The sequence below is a fragment of the Allobosea sp. Root483D1 genome (assembly GCF_001429505.1).
Lineage (GTDB): Bacteria > Pseudomonadota > Alphaproteobacteria > Rhizobiales > Beijerinckiaceae > Allobosea.
The window spans coordinates 427,238-443,812 of record NZ_LMJW01000011.1 but is presented as its reverse complement, the minus strand read 5'-3'; the positions used below and the strand labels follow the sequence as shown (position 1 = coordinate 443,812).

General features: G+C 67.5%; 17 protein-coding genes. 10 read left to right on the top strand and 7 right to left on the bottom strand.

The window, feature by feature from the left end; genetic code table 11:
* Positions 1-139: 139 nt before the first annotated feature.
* The 4 genes from ASE66_RS11940 to ybaL all read left to right on the top strand — a co-directional run bounded on the left by ASE66_RS11940 (position 140) and on the right by ybaL (position 3,826).
* A complete protein-coding gene (locus ASE66_RS11940) occupies positions 140-925 on the top strand; it encodes an IclR family transcriptional regulator (RefSeq protein WP_057189807.1) in 786 nt (261 codons plus the stop codon).
* Positions 926-1,050: 125 nt separating this feature from the next.
* Entirely contained in the window at positions 1,051-1,260 is a 210-nt protein-coding gene (locus ASE66_RS11935; RefSeq protein WP_057189806.1) for a hypothetical protein, read from the top strand.
* A gap of 240 nt (positions 1,261-1,500) precedes the next feature.
* Positions 1,501-1,827, top strand: coding sequence for a polyhydroxyalkanoic acid system family protein (locus ASE66_RS11930; protein WP_057189805.1), 327 nt, complete (start codon positions 1,501-1,503; stop codon positions 1,825-1,827).
* 223 nt (positions 1,828-2,050) lie between these two features.
* A complete protein-coding gene (gene ybaL, locus ASE66_RS11925) occupies positions 2,051-3,826 on the top strand; it encodes a YbaL family putative K(+) efflux transporter (protein WP_057189804.1) in 1,776 nt (591 codons plus the stop codon).
* Positions 3,827-3,831: 5 nt separating this feature from the next.
* Here the strand turns inward: ybaL and ASE66_RS11920 are convergent, their stop codons facing one another.
* The 3 genes from ASE66_RS11920 to ASE66_RS11910 are packed head-to-tail and all read right to left on the bottom strand — an operon-like array spanning position 3,832 to position 6,770.
* Positions 3,832-4,767, bottom strand: a complete 936-nt coding sequence (locus ASE66_RS11920) for a site-specific tyrosine recombinase XerD (protein WP_057189803.1) — start codon at positions 4,765-4,767, stop codon at positions 3,832-3,834.
* Entirely contained in the window at positions 4,764-4,907 is a 144-nt protein-coding gene (locus ASE66_RS11915) for a hypothetical protein (protein ID WP_057189930.1), read from the bottom strand. The genes ASE66_RS11920 and ASE66_RS11915 overlap by 4 nt, the downstream gene beginning before the upstream one ends.
* Before the next feature lie 30 nt (positions 4,908-4,937).
* Positions 4,938-6,770: an aminodeoxychorismate synthase component I gene (locus tag ASE66_RS11910; RefSeq protein WP_162262476.1), complete on the bottom strand. Its 1,833-nt coding sequence runs from the start codon at positions 6,768-6,770 to the stop codon at positions 4,938-4,940.
* A 125-nt stretch (positions 6,771-6,895) separates the two neighbouring features.
* On the opposite strand from ASE66_RS11910, the gene ASE66_RS11905 reads away from it, so the two are divergent.
* Genes ASE66_RS11905 through ASE66_RS11895 form a run of 3 tightly spaced genes read left to right on the top strand, consistent with a single transcriptional unit; the run spans position 6,896 to position 9,968 of the window.
* Complete coding sequence (locus tag ASE66_RS11905; RefSeq protein ID WP_057189801.1) at positions 6,896-7,486, top strand: shikimate kinase; 591 nt, start codon at positions 6,896-6,898, stop codon at positions 7,484-7,486.
* Entirely contained in the window at positions 7,483-8,628 is a 1,146-nt protein-coding gene (gene aroB / locus ASE66_RS11900; protein WP_057189800.1) for a 3-dehydroquinate synthase, read from the top strand. The genes ASE66_RS11905 and aroB overlap by 4 nt, the downstream gene beginning before the upstream one ends.
* 11 nt (positions 8,629-8,639) lie before the next feature.
* A complete protein-coding gene (locus tag ASE66_RS11895; RefSeq protein ID WP_057189799.1) occupies positions 8,640-9,968 on the top strand; it encodes an HlyC/CorC family transporter in 1,329 nt (442 codons plus the stop codon).
* Here ASE66_RS11895 and ASE66_RS11890 read toward each other — a convergent pair.
* The 3 genes from ASE66_RS11890 to ASE66_RS11880 form a co-directional block, all read right to left on the bottom strand.
* Positions 9,958-11,124, bottom strand: coding sequence for a calcium:proton antiporter (locus ASE66_RS11890; protein WP_057189798.1), 1,167 nt, complete (start codon positions 11,122-11,124; stop codon positions 9,958-9,960). The genes ASE66_RS11895 and ASE66_RS11890 overlap by 11 nt on opposite strands.
* A 138-nt stretch (positions 11,125-11,262) precedes the next feature.
* Complete coding sequence (locus ASE66_RS11885) at positions 11,263-11,592, bottom strand: DUF1330 domain-containing protein (protein WP_057189797.1); 330 nt, start codon at positions 11,590-11,592, stop codon at positions 11,263-11,265.
* 102 nt (positions 11,593-11,694) lie between these two features.
* Positions 11,695-13,506: a glucan ABC transporter ATP-binding protein/ permease gene (locus ASE66_RS11880; protein WP_057189796.1), complete on the bottom strand. Its 1,812-nt coding sequence runs from the start codon at positions 13,504-13,506 to the stop codon at positions 11,695-11,697.
* 141 nt (positions 13,507-13,647) lie between these two features.
* Between ASE66_RS11880 and ASE66_RS11875 the strand changes: the two genes are divergently transcribed.
* From ASE66_RS11875 to ASE66_RS11865, 3 genes are read left to right on the top strand one after another with little or no spacing between them, the layout of a single operon-like run.
* Positions 13,648-14,418, top strand: coding sequence for a motility protein A (locus ASE66_RS11875; protein ID WP_057189795.1), 771 nt, complete (start codon positions 13,648-13,650; stop codon positions 14,416-14,418).
* Between the two features lie 14 nt (positions 14,419-14,432).
* Entirely contained in the window at positions 14,433-15,257 is an 825-nt protein-coding gene (locus tag ASE66_RS11870; RefSeq protein WP_057189794.1) for a flagellar motor protein MotB, read from the top strand.
* Positions 15,258-15,268: 11 nt separating this feature from the next.
* A complete protein-coding gene (locus ASE66_RS11865) occupies positions 15,269-16,021 on the top strand; it encodes a M15 family metallopeptidase (RefSeq protein WP_057189793.1) in 753 nt (250 codons plus the stop codon).
* Between the two features lie 19 nt (positions 16,022-16,040).
* Here the strand turns inward: ASE66_RS11865 and ASE66_RS11860 are convergent, their stop codons facing one another.
* Positions 16,041-16,571, bottom strand: coding sequence for a CAP domain-containing protein (locus ASE66_RS11860; RefSeq protein WP_244494878.1), 531 nt, complete (start codon positions 16,569-16,571; stop codon positions 16,041-16,043).
* Positions 16,572-16,575: the final 4 nt, after the last annotated feature.

Genomic DNA, 16,575 nt, shown 5'->3' with positions numbered 1-16,575 from the left:
GGGGCTGCGGGCCATTGGCCCGCCGTCCGGATAGGCTGGACGGATGCTGCGGCGATGCGGTCATGTCTCCCCCCCTTTACCCGGAGGCTAGTTTGGCTTCTTATTTGATGTCAAGCTTCATATATGAAACAGGCGCAACATGAGCGTTTTCCCTGAAGCCGAGAATGACGAGAAGGCGGCCTATGCCGCGCCGGCCCTCGAGAAGGGCCTCGATATCCTCGAACTGCTCGCCGAGACCGGCGAGCCGCTTTCGACGCGCATCATCGCCGAACGATTGCAACGCTCGAAGAGCGAGATCTTCCGCATGGTCTTTGTGCTGCAGCAGCGCGGCTATCTCGAACGCGAGCCGGGCACCGACCGGCTCGGCTTGTCGCGGCGCCTGTTCGACCTCGGCATCAGGACACCGGGCGGCAAGCAGCTCACCTCGGTCGTGCTGCCATTGATGGAGCGCTTCAGCGAGGAAAGTGGCCAGGCCGCCCATCTCGTCGTGCTGAGCCGGGCGCAGACCGTCGTGCTGGCCACCACAGCCGGCCATCTCGACGCCAGCGTCATCGTCCGCCCCGGCTATGGCCGCCAGGCGCTCGACGCCAATTCCGGCCTGCTCATCCTCGCCTTCCAGTCGGACGGCCGCCGGCGCGGGCTGATGCGCGAGGCGCCGGTCGAGACCAGGCAGCGCCTCGACGACCCGGAAACACAGGCCGCGCTCGCCGAGATCCGTAGGCTCGGGCACCGCATTGCGGCAAGTCGCGACATCCTCGCCGTCACCGACATCGCCTGCCCGGTGATCGGCCCGGCAGGCCATGCCGAGGCGGCGATCCTGGTGCCCTGTCTGCAGCGCCATGGCGTCGAGACCGACGAGAACGCCATCCTGCTCGCGCTCAAGGCCTGTGCAGCAGAGGCGGGCTTACGCCTGCCCTACGGCTAGGCTAACCCCAAAAACCCGGAAAACCCGCGCAATTACCGCAGCGCCACCCAACCCCGGCCATAAGCTCTCCAAGATTGCTCGCAATTTTGCGTCTGACCGACGCAAGAGCCACGGAGGAGGACAGAATGGCCGAGACCGCGACGAACCCAGAAACCATCGTGATGACCGATCCGGAATGGATCGCGCTGGAGAGCATCAACGAGGAGACGCGCCGCTTCATCTTCGGCGAAGCGATGCTGCGCCTGCTCCAGGGCCGCGGCCTGGCCGAGCCTGGCGAGGAGGTCTGGAAGGTCACGCCCCATGGCCAGCAGGCGCTCGAAGCCCGCAGCCACTGAGTTCCAAATCCAATTCACGCGACAGGTTCAGGCCATCGGGACGTCCCGGACGAAGCGAGGCAGAGATCCCGGGCCCATGCCTGAGCCTTTCCGATAGAGGTTCAGGCATGGGGCCCGGGTTTCCCTCCGGTCGCCCGGGACGACTTCGTTCAATGTCGAACCGGTAGACGGTTGCAAGCGCCCGCCGCGCAGCCCATCTCAGCGGCACGCCAGCTCGCTCACGCTTCCGGGACCTGACGCATGAAACGCCCCGTCATCATCACCATCTCGCATTCGCTCGGCCGCGACGCGGCGCGCCGGCAACTGCAGGGCGGCGTCGGCAAGGTCCGCGACAAGCTCGGCGGCTTCGGCATGCAGCTCGTCGATGAGACCTGGCAGGGCGACACGCTGCAGTTCGGCGTCGCCGCGCTCGGCCAGACCGTCAGCGGCAAGATCGAGGTCGAGGACGCACTGGTCCGCGTCGAGGTGATGTTGCCCTTGTTGCTCGCGGTCTTCGCCGAGAAGCTGAAGCTCGGCGTCGAGAAGCAGGGCCAGATCCTGCTCGAGCACAAGCCCACCAAGGCCTGACGCCAAAGCATTTTCAAGCGAAGCCGGCCCCGGTTCGCATCAAGAAAATGCCATAGGAAAAAAGCTGAGCATTTCGCGATTCGCGAGATAGGCGGAAATGTCCGGCACCCTTGGGCGCCATGTCGCAGCTCGCTTGCGACTTTTGTCTTCCATCAAAGGTTGAATTCGTCCGCCGCGATCCGCACAGTCGCGACATCCCTTCCCGCCTGCCCTCCGGAGACCCATGCATCACGGCCCATTGATCGCCATCCTCGTCATGGGCCTCGGCCTCGCCTTCGTTTTCGGGGCGCTGGCGCAGAAGCTGAGGGTTTCCCCGCTCGTCGGCTATCTGCTCGCCGGCATCGCGGTCGGTCCGTTCACACCCGGCTTCGTCGCCGACCAGGGCCTCGCCAACGATCTCGCCGAAATCGGCGTCATCCTGCTGATGTTCGGCGTCGGCCTGCATTTCTCGCTGAAGGACTTGCTCTCCGTCAAAGCCATCGCGGTGCCGGGTGCATTGGTGCAGATCGCCGCCGCGACCTTGCTGGGCCTTGGCCTCGCCCTGCTGCTCGGCTGGACCGTGATCGCCGGCCTCGTCTTCGGCCTGGCACTCTCGGTCGCCAGTACGGTCGTGCTGCTGCGCACCTTGCAGGAGCGCCGCATCGTCCAGACCGAGAAGGGCAAGATCGCCGTCGGCTGGCTGATCGTCGAGGACCTCGCCATGGTCCTGGCGCTGGTCATGATCCCGGCGGTCGCCGATGTGCTGAACGGCGGCTCCGGCGCCGCTTCCGGAAGCGGTCCGCTGGCGACGCGCTTCGATCTCGGGCTCTGGGGCGTGCTCGGCCTGACGCTCGCCAAGGTCGCCGCCTTCGTCGCTTTCATGCTGATCATCGGGCGCCGACTGATCCCCTGGATCCTGCACTGGGTCGCCCACACCGGCTCGCGCGAGCTCTTTCGCCTCGCCGTGCTCGCGATCGCGCTCGGCGTCGCCTATCTCGCCGCGAGCCTGTTCGGCGTCTCCTTCGCGCTCGGCGCCTTCTTCGCCGGCATGATCCTGAGCGAATCGCCGCTCAGCCACCGTGCCGCCGAGGAATCGCTGCCGCTGCGCGATGCCTTCGCCGTGCTGTTCTTCGTCTCGGTCGGCATGCTGTTCGATCCCGGCATCCTGCTGCGCTCGCCGTTCCCGCTGATCGCCACCATCGCGATCATCCTGTTCGGCAAGACCCTGGCGGCCTGGCTGATCGTGCGCGCCTTCGGCAAGCCTGATTCGGTCGCGCTGACGATTTCGGCGAGCCTGGCACAGATCGGCGAGTTCTCCTTCATCCTCGCCGGGCTCGGCGTCTCGCTGAAGCTCCTGCCCGAACAGGGTCGCGACCTGATCCTCGCCGGCGCGATCTTCTCGATCGTGCTCAATCCGCTGCTGTTCAAGCTGGTCGACCGCTTCGCTCCGCCCGAGCCCGTTCTGGCCAAGCCAAAACCGGCCGAACCTGCACCTGTGCCCGTGCCGGAAGCACCAATGGCCGCCCCAGAGCCCGAACCGGCACCAGTGCCCGAACGCGACATCGCCCCGACCGCGCTCACCGATCATATCGTCGTCGTCGGCTATGGCCGCGTCGGCTCGCTGCTCGGCGCCGGGCTCTCGGCGATGGGCGAGAAGCTGCTGGTGATCGAGGACCAGGATGACGGCGTCGACGCCGCCCGCAGCGACGGCGCCGAGGTACTCGTCGGCAATGCCGCCGATCCGGAGGTGCTCGCTGCCGCCGGGCTGGCACGGGCAACGCGCCTCTTCGTCGCCATTCCCGGCAGCTTCGAGGCCGGCCAGGTCTGCGAGCAGGCCCGCAAGCAGAATCCGGGCCTGCCGATCATCGCTCGCGCCCATTCTGTCGCCGAAGTCGAGCATCTCAAGCAATGCGGCGCCAGCCGCACCATCATGGGCGAGGCCGAGATCGCCCGCGCCATGCTGGCGCTTTGCGGTCGGAAGGGCGAGGAACCGGCTCCGGGTACGCCGAACGCGGCTTGAGCGGACTACCCCTCCCCGTCCATCAGCGGATGCAGGTCGCGCACCATGCTCTTCAGCCGCTCGTCGAGGACATGGGTGTAGATCTGGGTCGTGGCGATATCGGCATGACCCAGCAATTCCTGCACGACGCGCAGGTCCGCGCCGTTCTGCAGGAGATGGCTGGCGAAGGCATGGCGCAGCACATGCGGCGAGACCTTGGCCGTGGACAGACCTGCCGCCGCCGCCAGTGATTTGAGGTCGCGGCCGAAGGCCTGGCGGGTCAGGTGCCCGCTATCGCCATCGGAGGGAAAGAGCCAGCGCCCCTCGGGTGTCCCTTGCTCACGCAGCAGCGCAAGGTGGGCCGAGGCCGCCGTGCGCGCCGCCTCGTTCAGCGGCACCAGCCGGTCCTTGTCGCCCTTCCCGCGGACGACGAGGAAACGCTCCCGCGTCGTCGCCGCCGAGAGCGGCAGCGCGATCAGCTCGGACACCCGCAGGCCGGTGGCGTAGAGCATCTCGATCAGGCAGCGCATTCTAAAGGTGCGCGCCCGCGCCGCCGGCGTCTGGCCTTCCTGCTCCGCCATCTGCTGGGCCGTGCCGATCAGCCGGTCGACCTCGGCAACGCTGAGCACCTTCGGCAACGGCCGGCCAAGCCGCGGCCCCTCGATCGCCGCGGTCGGATCGCCCTCCGCCAACCCTTCCGTGTAGAGGAAGCGGTGGAATTGCCGAACTGCCGAGAGCCGCCGCGCCGCAGAGGAGGCCTTCAGCCCACGCTCCGACAACTCGACCAGATAGGCCCGGATATCGTCCGCCGTGGCCGCGGCCGGCCCGCCCTGGCTCGCGGCGAAACCGAGATAGTCGTCGAGATCGCGCTCATAGGCGTCGAGCGTGTTCTTGGCCGCGCCGCGCTCGGCCGCCAGCATGTCGAGGAAGCCGTTCAGCCAGGACCGCGCTTGCTTGCTCATTTCTGCAGCTTCGAGGGTGGGACGATCTCGACCATCTCGCGCGGCTCCGGCTTCACGAAGGTGACCAGCGCGATCATGCCGCCATAGATCAGCCCGGCGATCACAGCCAGGAACGTCAAGAACTTGAACAGCGTCGGCACGGCCGGCGATTCCCCATGCACCCCAACCCGTTATTTCTGATTGGGGGTGTCGGGCGCAAGGGCGGAGCCGGCGATCCCTGCGATCTGCAGTCCGCGCAGGCTGTTGCCAACGAACCAGCGCTCCGCCTCCACAAGGTCGTGGAGGCGCAAGGGCGTCTCCCGCGCAGCGCCGGTTTCGATGAGTTCGCGGCGCAGCACGCCCGGCAGAAGACCGTGCTCCAGCGGCGGCGTCAGCAGGACGCCGTCACGTTCGACGAAGATGGTGCTGCGGCTGGTCTCGGTGACGAAGCCCTGCCGGTTCAGCAGCAGCGCATCGTCGCAGCCTTGTGACGCCGCTTCGGCGAAAGCCCGTTCATAGACCGTCCGGCGCGTCGTCTTGTGGCGCAGGAAGGGATCGCCGGCATCGATACGCTGGCTGGCAACGGCGATGCGGAGCGCACCATCGGCGGCAGGCGGCATCGGCGCCGTCGTGATCTGGACGATGCCGTTGCGACGCAGTTCGCAGCGCACCCGCCGATCTTCGCCGGCGGGGAATGATGTTTCGGCCTCGCCCAGCTGCCCGAGCGCCTGCTCCCGATCGAACCGGAAACCCAGCGCCGCCGCCGACGCGGCCAGGCGCTCGATATGCAACGCAAGCCGGACATAGCCGCCTGACCAGCGCAAGGTCTCGATCAGCCCGTAATCCCCGGCGAGATCGGTCAGCACCCGCGCCTTCAGCCGGCACTCGGCATATTCCTCGGCTGGCTTGGAATCGACGACGATGCCGCCGCCGACGCCATAGACGCCATCGCCATCAGGCAGCAGCGTCGCGGTCCGGATCGCGACGTTGAAGCTGAAATCGCCACTGGGAGCGATCATGCCGATCGAGCCGGTGTAGATCTCACGCGGCGCAGCTTCGATCTCACGGATGATCTCCATCGCCCGCAGCTTCGGCGCTCCGGTGACGGAGCCGCACGGAAACAGCGCCTGCATCTGCTCGGCCAGCGACAGGCCTGGCCGGAGCTTGCTCGTCACTGTCGAGGTCAGGGCGTGGAAGCCCGGATAGGTCTCGACGCTGAACAGCGCCGGCACCTTGACCGAGCCCTGTTCGCTGATGCGGCCGAGATCGTTGCGCAGGAGGTCGACGATCATCAGGTTCTCGGCCCGCTGCTTCGGATCGGCGGGCAACGCCGCCTTCGCCGCCTCGTCGGCCTTTGTATCGACGCCACGCGCCGCCGTCCCCTTCATTGGCCGCGTGACGGCACGTCCATCATTGGTCTCGATAAACAGCTCCGGCGAAACCGAGAGGATGTTCGCTTCTCCTGTCGCGATCATGCCGCCATGCGCGACCGGCTGGCTCGCCCGCAGCGCGCCGTAGAGGGCGAGTGGGTCGCCAGGGTAACGGAAGCGGATCGGAAAGGTCAGGTTGACCTGATAGGCGTCGCCGGCGTGCAGGTAGTCGAGCACGCGTTGCACGGCCGCCGCGTGGCCGGCTTCGTCCAGGCCGAACGTCAAATCTTCCAGTGGCGGCGGGCACAGCGCCGCAAAGCTCTGATCAAGTTCTGCCGGCGCGACCTTGCGTGGCCCCTCGAACAGACCGAACCAGAGCAATGGTAGGGCTCGCTCGCGTGGCGAAAGCCCGGCAAGACGCGGCTCTAAGGCATAGCCGAGCTCATAGGAGAGGAAGCCTGCGGCGTGCAGGCCGCGCGCCAATCCGTCTTCGATGCGGGCGAAAGCGCCGGCGATCCCGGACGGCTTGCAGGCTTCCACGATCTCGACGGGCTCGGCGAAGAGCAGCGCCTGCCCTGGCCCGCTGCGATCCTCCAGCAGTACGAAGGGCGGCCGTAATCCGGCGATCCCGCAATCCTCTCCGGCCCCCGGCATCATCAGCCCCGTCACCCTCGTCGCCGCGCTACGAGCCCGACGGAGACGCCTCGGTCAAGCCGCAGCGCAAGGCACATGGCGGTACCGCGATCCTCATGCTAGAGCGGGCTCAAGGAATTCATTCGATGACGATGGCGGAAACGATCGAACAGGTGGACCGGGAAGCCTTGCGGGCTGCGCTCGGCGCGCGCGCGATTGTCCTGGTGGGCATGATGGGCTCGGGCAAGAGCTCGGTCGGCAAGCGGCTCGGCGCCCGCCTCGGCCTGCCTTTCGTCGACGCCGACACCGAGATCGAGACCGCCGCCGGCATGACGATCCCGGAGATCTTCGCCCAGCGCGGCGAGAGCGAGTTCCGCGACGGCGAACGCCGGGTCATCTCCCGCATCCTGGCGACGCGCGCGCCGCTCGTATTGGCGACCGGCGGCGGCGCCTTCATGAATGCCGACACCCGCGCCCGCATCACCGAGCTCGGCATCTCGATCTGGCTGAAGGCGGAGTTCGACGTGCTGATGCGCCGCGTCCGCAAGCGCAGCAACCGCCCCTTGCTCCAGACCACGGATCCGGAAGCGACCATGCGCCGGATGCTGGCCGAGCGCGAGCCGGTCTATGGGCTGGCCGACATCACGCTGATCTCGCGCGACGACCCGCACGAGGTCGTCGTCGAGGATGCAATGGCGGCGCTCGACCGCCGACTGGGCCAGGAGAACACGCAATGACCGCCCTGGCCCCAGCTGCCGCAGCGGCGGATCGCATCGTCGTGCCGGTCGCGCTGGCCGAGCGTTCCTACGACATCCTGATCGGCCGTCATCAGCTCTGCGAAGCCGCCGAGACGATCGCGCGGCTGTCGCCGGGCGCCCGCGCCGCCATCGTCACCGACGAGAACCTCGCCACTCTGCATGCGCCGGCGCTCGAATCCTGCCTGCACCGGGCCGGCGTCACCACGACGCGCCTGACCGTGCCGCCGGGCGAGGCGACCAAATCCTATGCCCGCTTCATCGAGCTCTGCGACGGACTGCTTGCCGCCAAGATCGAGCGCAACGACGTCGTCATCGCGCTCGGCGGCGGTGTCGTCGGCGATCTCTCGGGCTTTGCCGCCTCGGTGCTGCGCCGGGGCGTGCGCCTCGTGCAGATCCCGACCAGCCTGCTTGCCCAGGTCGATTCATCGGTCGGCGGCAAGACCGGCATCAATTCCAGCCATGGCAAGAACCTGATCGGCGCCTTCCACCAGCCGGCGCTGGTGGTCTGCGACACCTCTTTGCTCGATACGCTGAGCGAGCGCGAGTTCAAGGCCGGCTATGCCGAGGTGGTGAAGTACGGGCTGATCGACGATCCCGCCTTCTTCGACTGGTGCGAGGTCAACTGGCGCCGCGTCATGGAGGGCGGGCCGGAGCGCGACCATGCCGTCGCGACCGCCTGCCGGGCCAAGGCCGCGATCGTCGCCCGTGACGAGCGCGAGGATGGCGACCGCGCCCTTCTCAACCTCGGCCACACCTTCGCCCATGCGCTGGAGCGCCTGACCCGCTACGATTCCACCCGCCTCGTCCACGGCGAAGCCGTCGCGATCGGGCTTTGCCTCGCCTTCCGCTTCTCGCAGCGGCTCGGCCTCTGCTCCGGCCAGGATGCCGGCCGCGTCGCCGCCCATCTCGCTTCCGTCGGCCTGCCGACCAGGCTCCAGGACGTGCCCGGCGGCACCGGCTCTGCCGCCGAGATCGTCGAGGCGATGACCCAGGACAAGAAGGTCAGGCGCGGCGCGCTGACCTTCATCCTGGTGCATGGCATCGGCAAGAGCTTCATTGCGCCCGGCGTCGCCGCCGAGGCGGCGCACGACTTCATCGAGAGCGAACTAGCCGGGGCCTGACCGCTTCCTCCATGGTAGCCATTCCGCATCTCGATCCCTGGCTCGCCATCGCCGTCATAGCGCTCGGCGTGTTCCTGACCGGCTTCCTCGCCGCGGCCGATGCAGCGCTCCACGCGACTTCGCGCGCAAGGCTCATCGCCCTGGAGAAGGCCGGCAGCCGCCGCGCCGCGATCGCCCTGCGCGTGCTCGGCGATCGCGAGCGCCTGAGCGGCGTCTTCCTCCTGGCACGGACGCTGGTGAAGACCGCGACGGCGAGCTTTGCCGCCTATGCCGCGCTCGCGTCCTTCGGCGTCAGCGGCGCCGCGGGCCTTGCGATCGCGGTTGCGCTGGTCGTCGTCGTGCTCGGCGAGCTCGCGCCGCGCATGGCGGCCGTCGCCGAGCCCGAGCGCATGGCGCTCAAGCTGGTGCGCCCGGTGGGGCGCCTGCTCGCTGTGCTCGGTCCGCCGGTCCGGCTGATGCAATGGCTCGCCCGTCGCGTGCTCGGCCTGTTCGGCCTGCGGATCGACTCGCAGCGCCCGGTGCTCGCAATCGACGAGATCCTGCGCGACCAGGTCGAGTTGATGCGCCAGGGCGGCATGGTCGAGAAGGCAGACGGCGACATGGTCAGCGGGCTGCTCGACCTGAAGCAGCTCGCGGTCGACGACGTGATGATCCACCGCACCAAGATGCGGACGATCAATCTCGATCTCGGCCCGGAGGCGATCGTCCGCGAGGTCCTGGCCTCGCCCTATACCCGCCTGCCGCTCTGGCGCGACAAGCCGGAGAACATCGTCGGCATCCTGCACGCCAAGGACCTGCTGCGCGCGCTCGATGCCGCCGGCGGCGACGCCGGCAAGCTCGATGTCGCGGCGATCGCCCTGGAGCCCTGGTTCGTGCCGGTGAACACGCCGCTGCCCGAGCAACTCAAGGGCTTCCTCGCCCGCAAGACGCATTTTGCCCTCGCGGTCGACGAATACGGCGAGGTGATGGGGCTGGTGACGCTCGAGGACATCCTCGAGGAGATCGTCGGCGACATCCGCGACGAGCACGACGTCGCCGTGCCCGGCCTGCGCCAGCAGCCCGATGGCGCGGTCATCGTCGATGGCGGCGTGCCGATCCGCGACCTCAACCGGGCCATGGACTGGCAATTGCCGGATGCGGAGGCGACGACCATCGCCGGCCTCGTCATCCACGAAGCTCGCGCCATCCCCGAGGCTGGCCAGGCTTTCACCTTCCACGGCTTCCGCTTCGAGGTGATGCGCAAGAGCCGCAACCGCTTGACGGCGCTCAGGGTGGCGCCGGCCGGCAATGGCGCTCCTGTCGAGCGGGAAGCTGCGCCTGTCGCCTTCGTCAGGGGCTGAAGACCAGCACCACGAAGACGAAGAACACCGAAAGGTGGACCGCACCCTCCAGCATGGTGGTGCGCGTGCCGGTGAAGGTCAGCGTGCTCAGGAACAGCGTCATCGACAGGATGACCATGTTGGTGGAGGACAGGCCGAGCACGACCTTCTCGTCGGTGATGACGCCGATGAGCAGGACGGCCGGAACCGTCAGGCCCAGTGTCGAGGCCGCCGCCCCCAGGCAGAGATTAACCGCGCGCTGCAGCTGGTTCGCCGTGATCGCGCGCAGCGCCGCGATGCATTCGGGCGTGAACACCACCATCGCGATCAGGATGCCGCCGAGCGCGGCCGGCGCGCCGAGCCGCACGATGCCGTAATCGAGCATCACGGCGAGACTTTTCGCCAGGATCACGATCGGCAGAATGTTCGCGAGCAGCAGGAGGACATGGGTGCGGGTCGAGCCCCCCGAGGGCGCGTGCGACGGCTCCGAAGCGGAGGCAGGCTGCAAGGCGGCCTCGGCTTCGGGCTTCGGCTGCATCCTGGCCCGGGCATAGGCCGCGCCATAGGGCACATTCGCTTCGCTCGCCGGCTCCATGAAGAAGACGCTGTGCCGGCCCGTCTGCAGGAGCAGGAAGACACCGTAGAGCAGCAGGCTGAAGAGCGAGAACGCGATCGACTGGACTGTGGTCAGCGTGCCGTCGGCGGTCGAGGTGGTGAAGTTCGGCAGCACCAGCGGGACCAGCGTCAGCGGGATGATCACCACGAGGTAGGCCGAGGCGCCCTTGAGGTTGTAGCCCTGCGAGAAATGCCGAAGGCCGCCGATCAGGAGGCCGATGCCGACGACGCCGTTCAGCACGATCATCAATACCGCGAACATGGTGTCGCGCCCGAGCGTCGGCGCGCCCTTGGCTCCCAGCATCACCGCCGAGATCAGCGCCACTTCGATGATGACGATGGCAAGCGTCAGGATCAGCGTGCCATAGGGCTCACCGAGCCGGTGGGCGATCTCCTCCGCCTCATGCACCACGCCGAAGGCCGACCAGACGATGATGCCGAGCAGCCAGGCAAAGATCAGCAGTGACGGCAGCGGAGCGCCGATTTGCGCCATCAAGGTGCCGCCAAAGAGCTGGAAGGCTGCGACCGAGGCCCAGGCGCAGGCGAGGCGGGCGATCATCATGTCGGGCAATGAATCCGTCGTTGGAAAATGGAGATCGGCGAGTACGTGCCGAAAATGATCTCATAACGGCACGCTTGTGACACGTGATTGTTCATCCGCTCGAGGACTGGTGCCGGAAGGGCAGCAAAAGAGCGGGACTCAGCCCAGTTTCGTGAGGAAGTCGGTGGCCTTGTAGCTGCCGGATACGCCGTCGACGATGATCGCGGCGCTGCGCGAATTGCGCGTCCGGAGCGGCAGGATCGCCTGATAGGCCGGCGAGGCGTACCAGGCATGGGCGGCTGCGCGGTCGGGGAAGGCGATGACGACGAGATCGCCCTCCCAGGGCCCCTCCATGACCTCCGGCGTCACGCCATGGATCAGGAAGCGGCCGCCGAAGGGCGTGAGGGTCTCGTCGATCAGCTTGATGTAGTCGACGATCTCGGCGTTGAGGTCGACGTCGCGAAGATGGGCGATGGCGTAGGCGGTCATGGGCGGATCCCCTTTGGAGCGGGTTCACACCCGCGATGCCGGGGACCATGCGACCTGAGTGGCGGCCAGTCGATTACCTCCGAGGTAGCAAAGAAGCGGCGATCAACCGTCGACTATGCCCTTGGCCGCGAGCGAGGACGGCTCCGCAGCCACCACCGGCTTGTCGGTCACCAGATACTGCGCCCGCGCCAGCGCCGCGAAGCGCCCGCCCTTGGCGACGAGTTCCTCGAAGGAACCCATCTCGATCACCTGGCCCTGCTCGAACACCAGGATGCGGTCGGCATTGCGGATGGTGGCGAGCCTGTGCGCGATGACGAAGGTGGTGCGGCCCTTCATCACCTCGTCGAGGGCTTTTTGCAGTTTCACTTCGGTCGCGGCATCGAGCGCCGAGGTCGCCTCGTCGAGGATCAGGATCGGCGGGTTCTTGAGCAAAGCGCGCGCGATCGACAGACGCTGGCGCTCGCCGCCGGATAGCGTGCGGCCGCGCTCGCCGACGATGGTGTCGAGCCCGTCGCTCTGGCGCGCCATCACCTCGGTCGCCTGCGCCCGGTCGAGTGCTTCCATCATCTCGGCATCGGTCGCGTCCGGCTTGCCGACCGTCAGGTTTTCGCGGATCGAGCGGGCGAACAGCATTGGCTCCTGGAAGACGACGCCGATATTGCGCCGGAGCGAGAGCAGCGAGATCTCGCGGATATCCCTGCCATCGGCGAGGATGCGGCCCGATTGCGGATCGAAGGCACGGTGCAGCAGGCCGAGCGTGGTCGACTTGCCCGATCCGGTCGAGCCGACGATGGCGATGGTCTCGCCGGCCTTGACCTCGAAGGAGACGTCGGCGACGGCGGCGCGCTTACCGTCATAGGAGAAGGAAACATTGTCGAACGCGATCCGGCCTTCGAGCCGCCCGGCATCGGGCGAACCTGGCTGGTCGCGCACCGCCGGCAGCGTATCGATCACCTCGAAGAACTCGCGCATCTTCGGCGCCTGCATGAAGATGAAGTTCACGAAGGAGACGATCTGCTCAAGCCGGCCCACCAGCATGGTGGCGAAACCCATGAAAGTGACGATCTCGCCGACCGTCGTCTGCCCCTGCATCAGGAGCCAGGTGCCGACGACGAAGATCGAGAGCACGGTCAGCGTCGCCGAGGCGCGCGTCGCGACGGTGGCGACCGCCCACCAGGTCAGCACCGGGATCTGCGCTTCGAGCAGGCTGGTGATGGTGTTGCGCAGGCCGCGCACCTCGGCCTCGATCCGGGTAAAGCTCTGGATCACCGGCACGTTGCCGAGCGCGTCCGAGGCCCGCTCGGCGAGGCTCGAATGATAGGCCTCGACATTGCTCTGCAGCTTGTCGGTCTTGCGCAGCACGAGGGCGGTGAGCGTGCCGAACAGCACGACCAGGAAGATCAGCACCAGGCCGAGCTGCCAGTTCTTCCACAGCGTGAACGGCAACAGGATGAAGAGCGCGACGAAGCTGGCGCAATGCTCGCGGAAGAAGGAGAGCCAGAGTGCCCACATGCCGCTGGTGCCTTCGAGCATCACCTTGAGCACGCGGCCTGAATGGGTCTGTGTGTGGTAGGCGAGCGGCAGCGTCAGCGCGTGCTCGAAATAATTCGCCATCACCGCCAGCCGGCGGCGATGCGCCAGCCGGTCGGCGAAGAGCGCGACGAAGACGCCGGCGCCGATATTGAACAGGCCGAAGCCGACCCAGGCGGCCAGCAATATGTTGATATCGGCCCAGCCCGGGCGCGTACCGGCTATTTGCAGGCTGGTCAGCTTGTCGATCAGCGCGCCGAACAGCATCGGCTCGGCGAAGGCGGCACCCGCCAACGCGACGTTGGCGAGCGCGAGAAAGAGCCCGAGGCGCCGTTCCGGGCCGAGCTCGCCGAGGACGCGGGCGTAGATCGCAAGCAGAGACATTGCCAAAAGCTTTAGACGACGCCGCAGCGTGAGCAAGCCCTCAACCTTAACGCTTCCTTCAATCGGCGCTCCATATGGTTACCGCGGCAGCGAAAGCGTGGCGTTGGCGTTGCGGCTGTGCAGGCCGGCTTGGGGTGACTCATGGATATCGCGACCGGCGCAGGCATCATCGGCGGCATCGCGACGATCGTCGCCCTGATCATGATCGATGGTGGCAACTTCGCCGCCTATTGGGACAAGCACGCCGCCATCATCATCTTCGGCGGCGCCTCCGCCGCGACCATGCTGCGCTTTCCCTTCTCGGTGATCGCGCATGGCCTGCCGATGGGCCTCCGCTTCGCCTTCACCATGCGCTCGGTCCATCCGCGCGAATTGATCGACGAGATCACCCGCGTCGCCGAGATCAACCGCAAGAGCGGCCCGGTGGCGCTCGAGAATGTCGAGGTCTCCGATCCGTTCCTGGCCCAGGGCCTGCGCTACATCGCCGACGGCTACGACAAGGACTTCATCCGCGACACGATGGAGCGCGACCGCGACAACTTCTTGCAGCGGCTCGACGAGGGTTCCAAGGTCTACCGCGCCATCGGCGACTGCGCCCCGGCCTGGGGTATGATCGGCACGATTCTCGGTATGGTGACGATGTTCGCCAATATGTCGGACCCGTCCAAGCTCGGCCCGGCCATGGCGACGGCGCTGCTGGCGACGCTCTACGGCGCCATGGTCGCCAACATGCTGACCCTCCCCATCGCCGACAAGCTCCACATCAAGCTCGAGGAGGAGGAGATCTCGCGCACGCTGATCATCGACGGCATCCTGCAGATGCGCGACGCCAAGAGCCCGACCTTGGTGCGCGAAATGCTGCTCGCCTACCTGCCGGACCACCATCGCGCCGAAATGGCAGAAGCGACCTGAGTGGGAGCTGAGCGATGGCGAAGAAGAAGCGTGGAGGCCATGGCGGTCACGGCTGGTTCGTGACCTTTGCCGACCTCATGGCGCTGCTGATGGCCTTCTTCGTCATGGTCGCCGCCTATTCGAGCCAGGACAAGCAGAAGCTCCAGATCGTCGCCGGCTCGATGCGCGAGGCTTTCGGCACGCAACGCGACTTCAAGCTCGCCGGCATCGTCGAGGTCGACGGCATCCCGACCAAGACCCACATCAAGAACGCCTATGTCCGCCCGCTCGAGGACGCCTCCGACAACACCGCGCCGAACCACAACCAGCAGAAGGAAGACGGGCTGGTCTCGGCCACCCATGATCGCGGCTTCGCGCTCGCGGCTGCCTCGCTGCGCCAGGCCCTGCGCGAAATGCCGGAGATCGGCGAGCTCTCGCGCAACATCCTGATCGAGGTCTCCGAGCAGGGCATCGACATCCAGCTCGTCGACCAGGACGGCCGCGCCATGTTCGACGAAGGCTCGATCCAGCCGAACGAGCGCATGCGCCGGTTGCTCGCCGCGATCGCGCCGACGCTGCGGCGCATGCCCAACAAGATCGCCATCACCGGCCACACCGCGGCGCAGCGGCCGGGCACGATCGCTCCCGGCAATCCCTGGGCGCTTTCGGTCGGCCGCGCCGCGGCGGTGCGCGAGATCTTCGGCAATGCCGGCGTGCCCGACGAGCGCTTCAGCTCGGTCACCGGCAAGGCTGACACCGACCCGCTGGTCAAGGACAACCCCTATCTCGCCTTCAACCGCCGCGTCGGCATCGTGCTGAAGGCGGATGCGCCGCCCTTACCGGTCGGCGCCAGGCCCTGAGTCGCGGGGGTATGCCGCGCCCGGCGATCGGCAGGCAGGCGCTGACGGCCGCCCTGCTCGTGCTCGCCTCGCGCCCGGCCAGTGCCGAGCCGCTACCCGGAGGCTTCGTGCGGCTGCGCGAGCTCGCGCCGGCGATCGCGCAGGATATGCGCTATGCGACGCCGTTCAATTTCACCGGCGCGGCCGTGCCCGGCTATGGCCGGGGCGAATGCGTACTGACGCGCATCGCCGCCGACGCATTGATCCGCGTCGAGAAGCGGCTCGCCCGGCAGGGTTATGGCTTGAAGCTGTTCGACTGCTACCGGCCCGCCCGCGCCGTCGCCGCTTTCATCGACTGGGTGAAGCGGCCCGGCGCTCCCAATCTCGGCCGCATCTTTCATCCCGGCATCGCCAAGGGCGATCTCGTCGCCAGAGGCTACATCGCCGGCAATTCGAGCCATTCCCGCGGCTCCACCGTCGATGTCGGCCTCGTCCCCGCCGGCGCGGCCACGGTGCCGACACCCGTGGACGCCGGCCCCTGCGACGGACCTTCAGCGACCCGCCCGCACGAAACCGAGCTCGATCTCGGCACGAGCTTCGACTGCTTCTCGGAGAAAAGCGCGCTCGGCCATCCCGGCGTCTCGAACGAGGCCCGCCGAAACCGCGCCCTCCTCGCCACCGCGATGAGCGCCGAGGGCTTCCGCGGCTATGGCAAGGAATGGTGGCACTTCACGCTGGCGAAGGAGCCGTTCCCGACGATGCCCTTCGATTTCGCGGTCGAATGACCGCGTCAGCCGCACCCGCTCAGGGCGCGACGACGAGCGCCCAGTAGACCTGGTATTTCGAGCCGGCCGCATAGGCCGAGGCGATGCCCATCCGTGTCGCGTTCGGCGCCTTCATCACCCGGTCGTGCTGCGGCGAGTCGCGCCAGCCCGAGAAAGCCTCCGCCAGGCGGCGGTAGCCGGCCGAGAGATTGGCCTCGGCGCCCGGTTGCCCGGCTCGCGCCAACCTGGCCTTAACCGCCTCGGCCTGGGCCGGCTTGTCGGCGGCGGCCATGGCAGCGGCTTCCTGCTCGGCTGCCTGCATCAGCTCCGGATCGAGCTTCAGCGTGCCGAGGCCGGCATTGAGCCGATAGGCCGAGATCGTCGCACGCGCCGCCTCCGCATCGACCCTGGCCGAGGGCGAGCCGAGATCGCGGTAGAAGGCCGGCTGGGTCCGGACCGGCTCGGTGCAGCCAGCGAGGTTGAGCAACGACAGCGCTGCGACGAGCGCGGCGGGGCAGCTCATCGAACGCAGCCGCTGCGGGCGCATGGAGAGCATGGGGAGAAGGCGCATCGCA

What these genes read in the sequence shown, in the direction of transcription:
- ASE66_RS11935 (WP_057189806.1), top strand. Translation starts at nt 1,051, where the DNA reads ATGGCCGAGACCGCGACGAACCCAGAAACCATCGTGATGACCGATCCG.
- ASE66_RS11895 (WP_057189799.1), top strand. Translation starts at nt 8,640, where the DNA reads ATGGTAGCCATTCCGCATCTCGATCCCTGGCTCGCCATCGCCGTCATA.
- aroB (WP_057189800.1), top strand. Translation starts at nt 7,483, where the DNA reads ATGACCGCCCTGGCCCCAGCTGCCGCAGCGGCGGATCGCATCGTCGTG.
- ASE66_RS11920 (WP_057189803.1), bottom strand. Translation starts at nt 4,767, where the DNA reads ATGAGCAAGCAAGCGCGGTCCTGGCTGAACGGCTTCCTCGACATGCTG.
- ASE66_RS11865 (WP_057189793.1), top strand. Translation starts at nt 15,269, where the DNA reads ATGCCGCGCCCGGCGATCGGCAGGCAGGCGCTGACGGCCGCCCTGCTC.
- ASE66_RS11905 (WP_057189801.1), top strand. Translation starts at nt 6,896, where the DNA reads ATGACGATGGCGGAAACGATCGAACAGGTGGACCGGGAAGCCTTGCGG.
- ASE66_RS11885 (WP_057189797.1), bottom strand. Translation starts at nt 11,592, where the DNA reads ATGACCGCCTACGCCATCGCCCATCTTCGCGACGTCGACCTCAACGCC.
- ASE66_RS11870 (WP_057189794.1), top strand. Translation starts at nt 14,433, where the DNA reads ATGGCGAAGAAGAAGCGTGGAGGCCATGGCGGTCACGGCTGGTTCGTG.
- ASE66_RS11875 (WP_057189795.1), top strand. Translation starts at nt 13,648, where the DNA reads ATGGATATCGCGACCGGCGCAGGCATCATCGGCGGCATCGCGACGATC.
- ASE66_RS11880 (WP_057189796.1), bottom strand. Translation starts at nt 13,506, where the DNA reads ATGTCTCTGCTTGCGATCTACGCCCGCGTCCTCGGCGAGCTCGGCCCG.
- ybaL (WP_057189804.1), top strand. Translation starts at nt 2,051, where the DNA reads ATGCATCACGGCCCATTGATCGCCATCCTCGTCATGGGCCTCGGCCTC.
- ASE66_RS11940 (WP_057189807.1), top strand. Translation starts at nt 140, where the DNA reads ATGAGCGTTTTCCCTGAAGCCGAGAATGACGAGAAGGCGGCCTATGCC.
- ASE66_RS11910 (WP_162262476.1), bottom strand. Translation starts at nt 6,770, where the DNA reads ATGCCGGGGGCCGGAGAGGATTGCGGGATCGCCGGATTACGGCCGCCC.
- ASE66_RS11930 (WP_057189805.1), top strand. Translation starts at nt 1,501, where the DNA reads ATGAAACGCCCCGTCATCATCACCATCTCGCATTCGCTCGGCCGCGAC.
- ASE66_RS11860 (WP_244494878.1), bottom strand. Translation starts at nt 16,571, where the DNA reads ATGCGCCTTCTCCCCATGCTCTCCATGCGCCCGCAGCGGCTGCGTTCG.
- ASE66_RS11890 (WP_057189798.1), bottom strand. Translation starts at nt 11,124, where the DNA reads ATGATGATCGCCCGCCTCGCCTGCGCCTGGGCCTCGGTCGCAGCCTTC.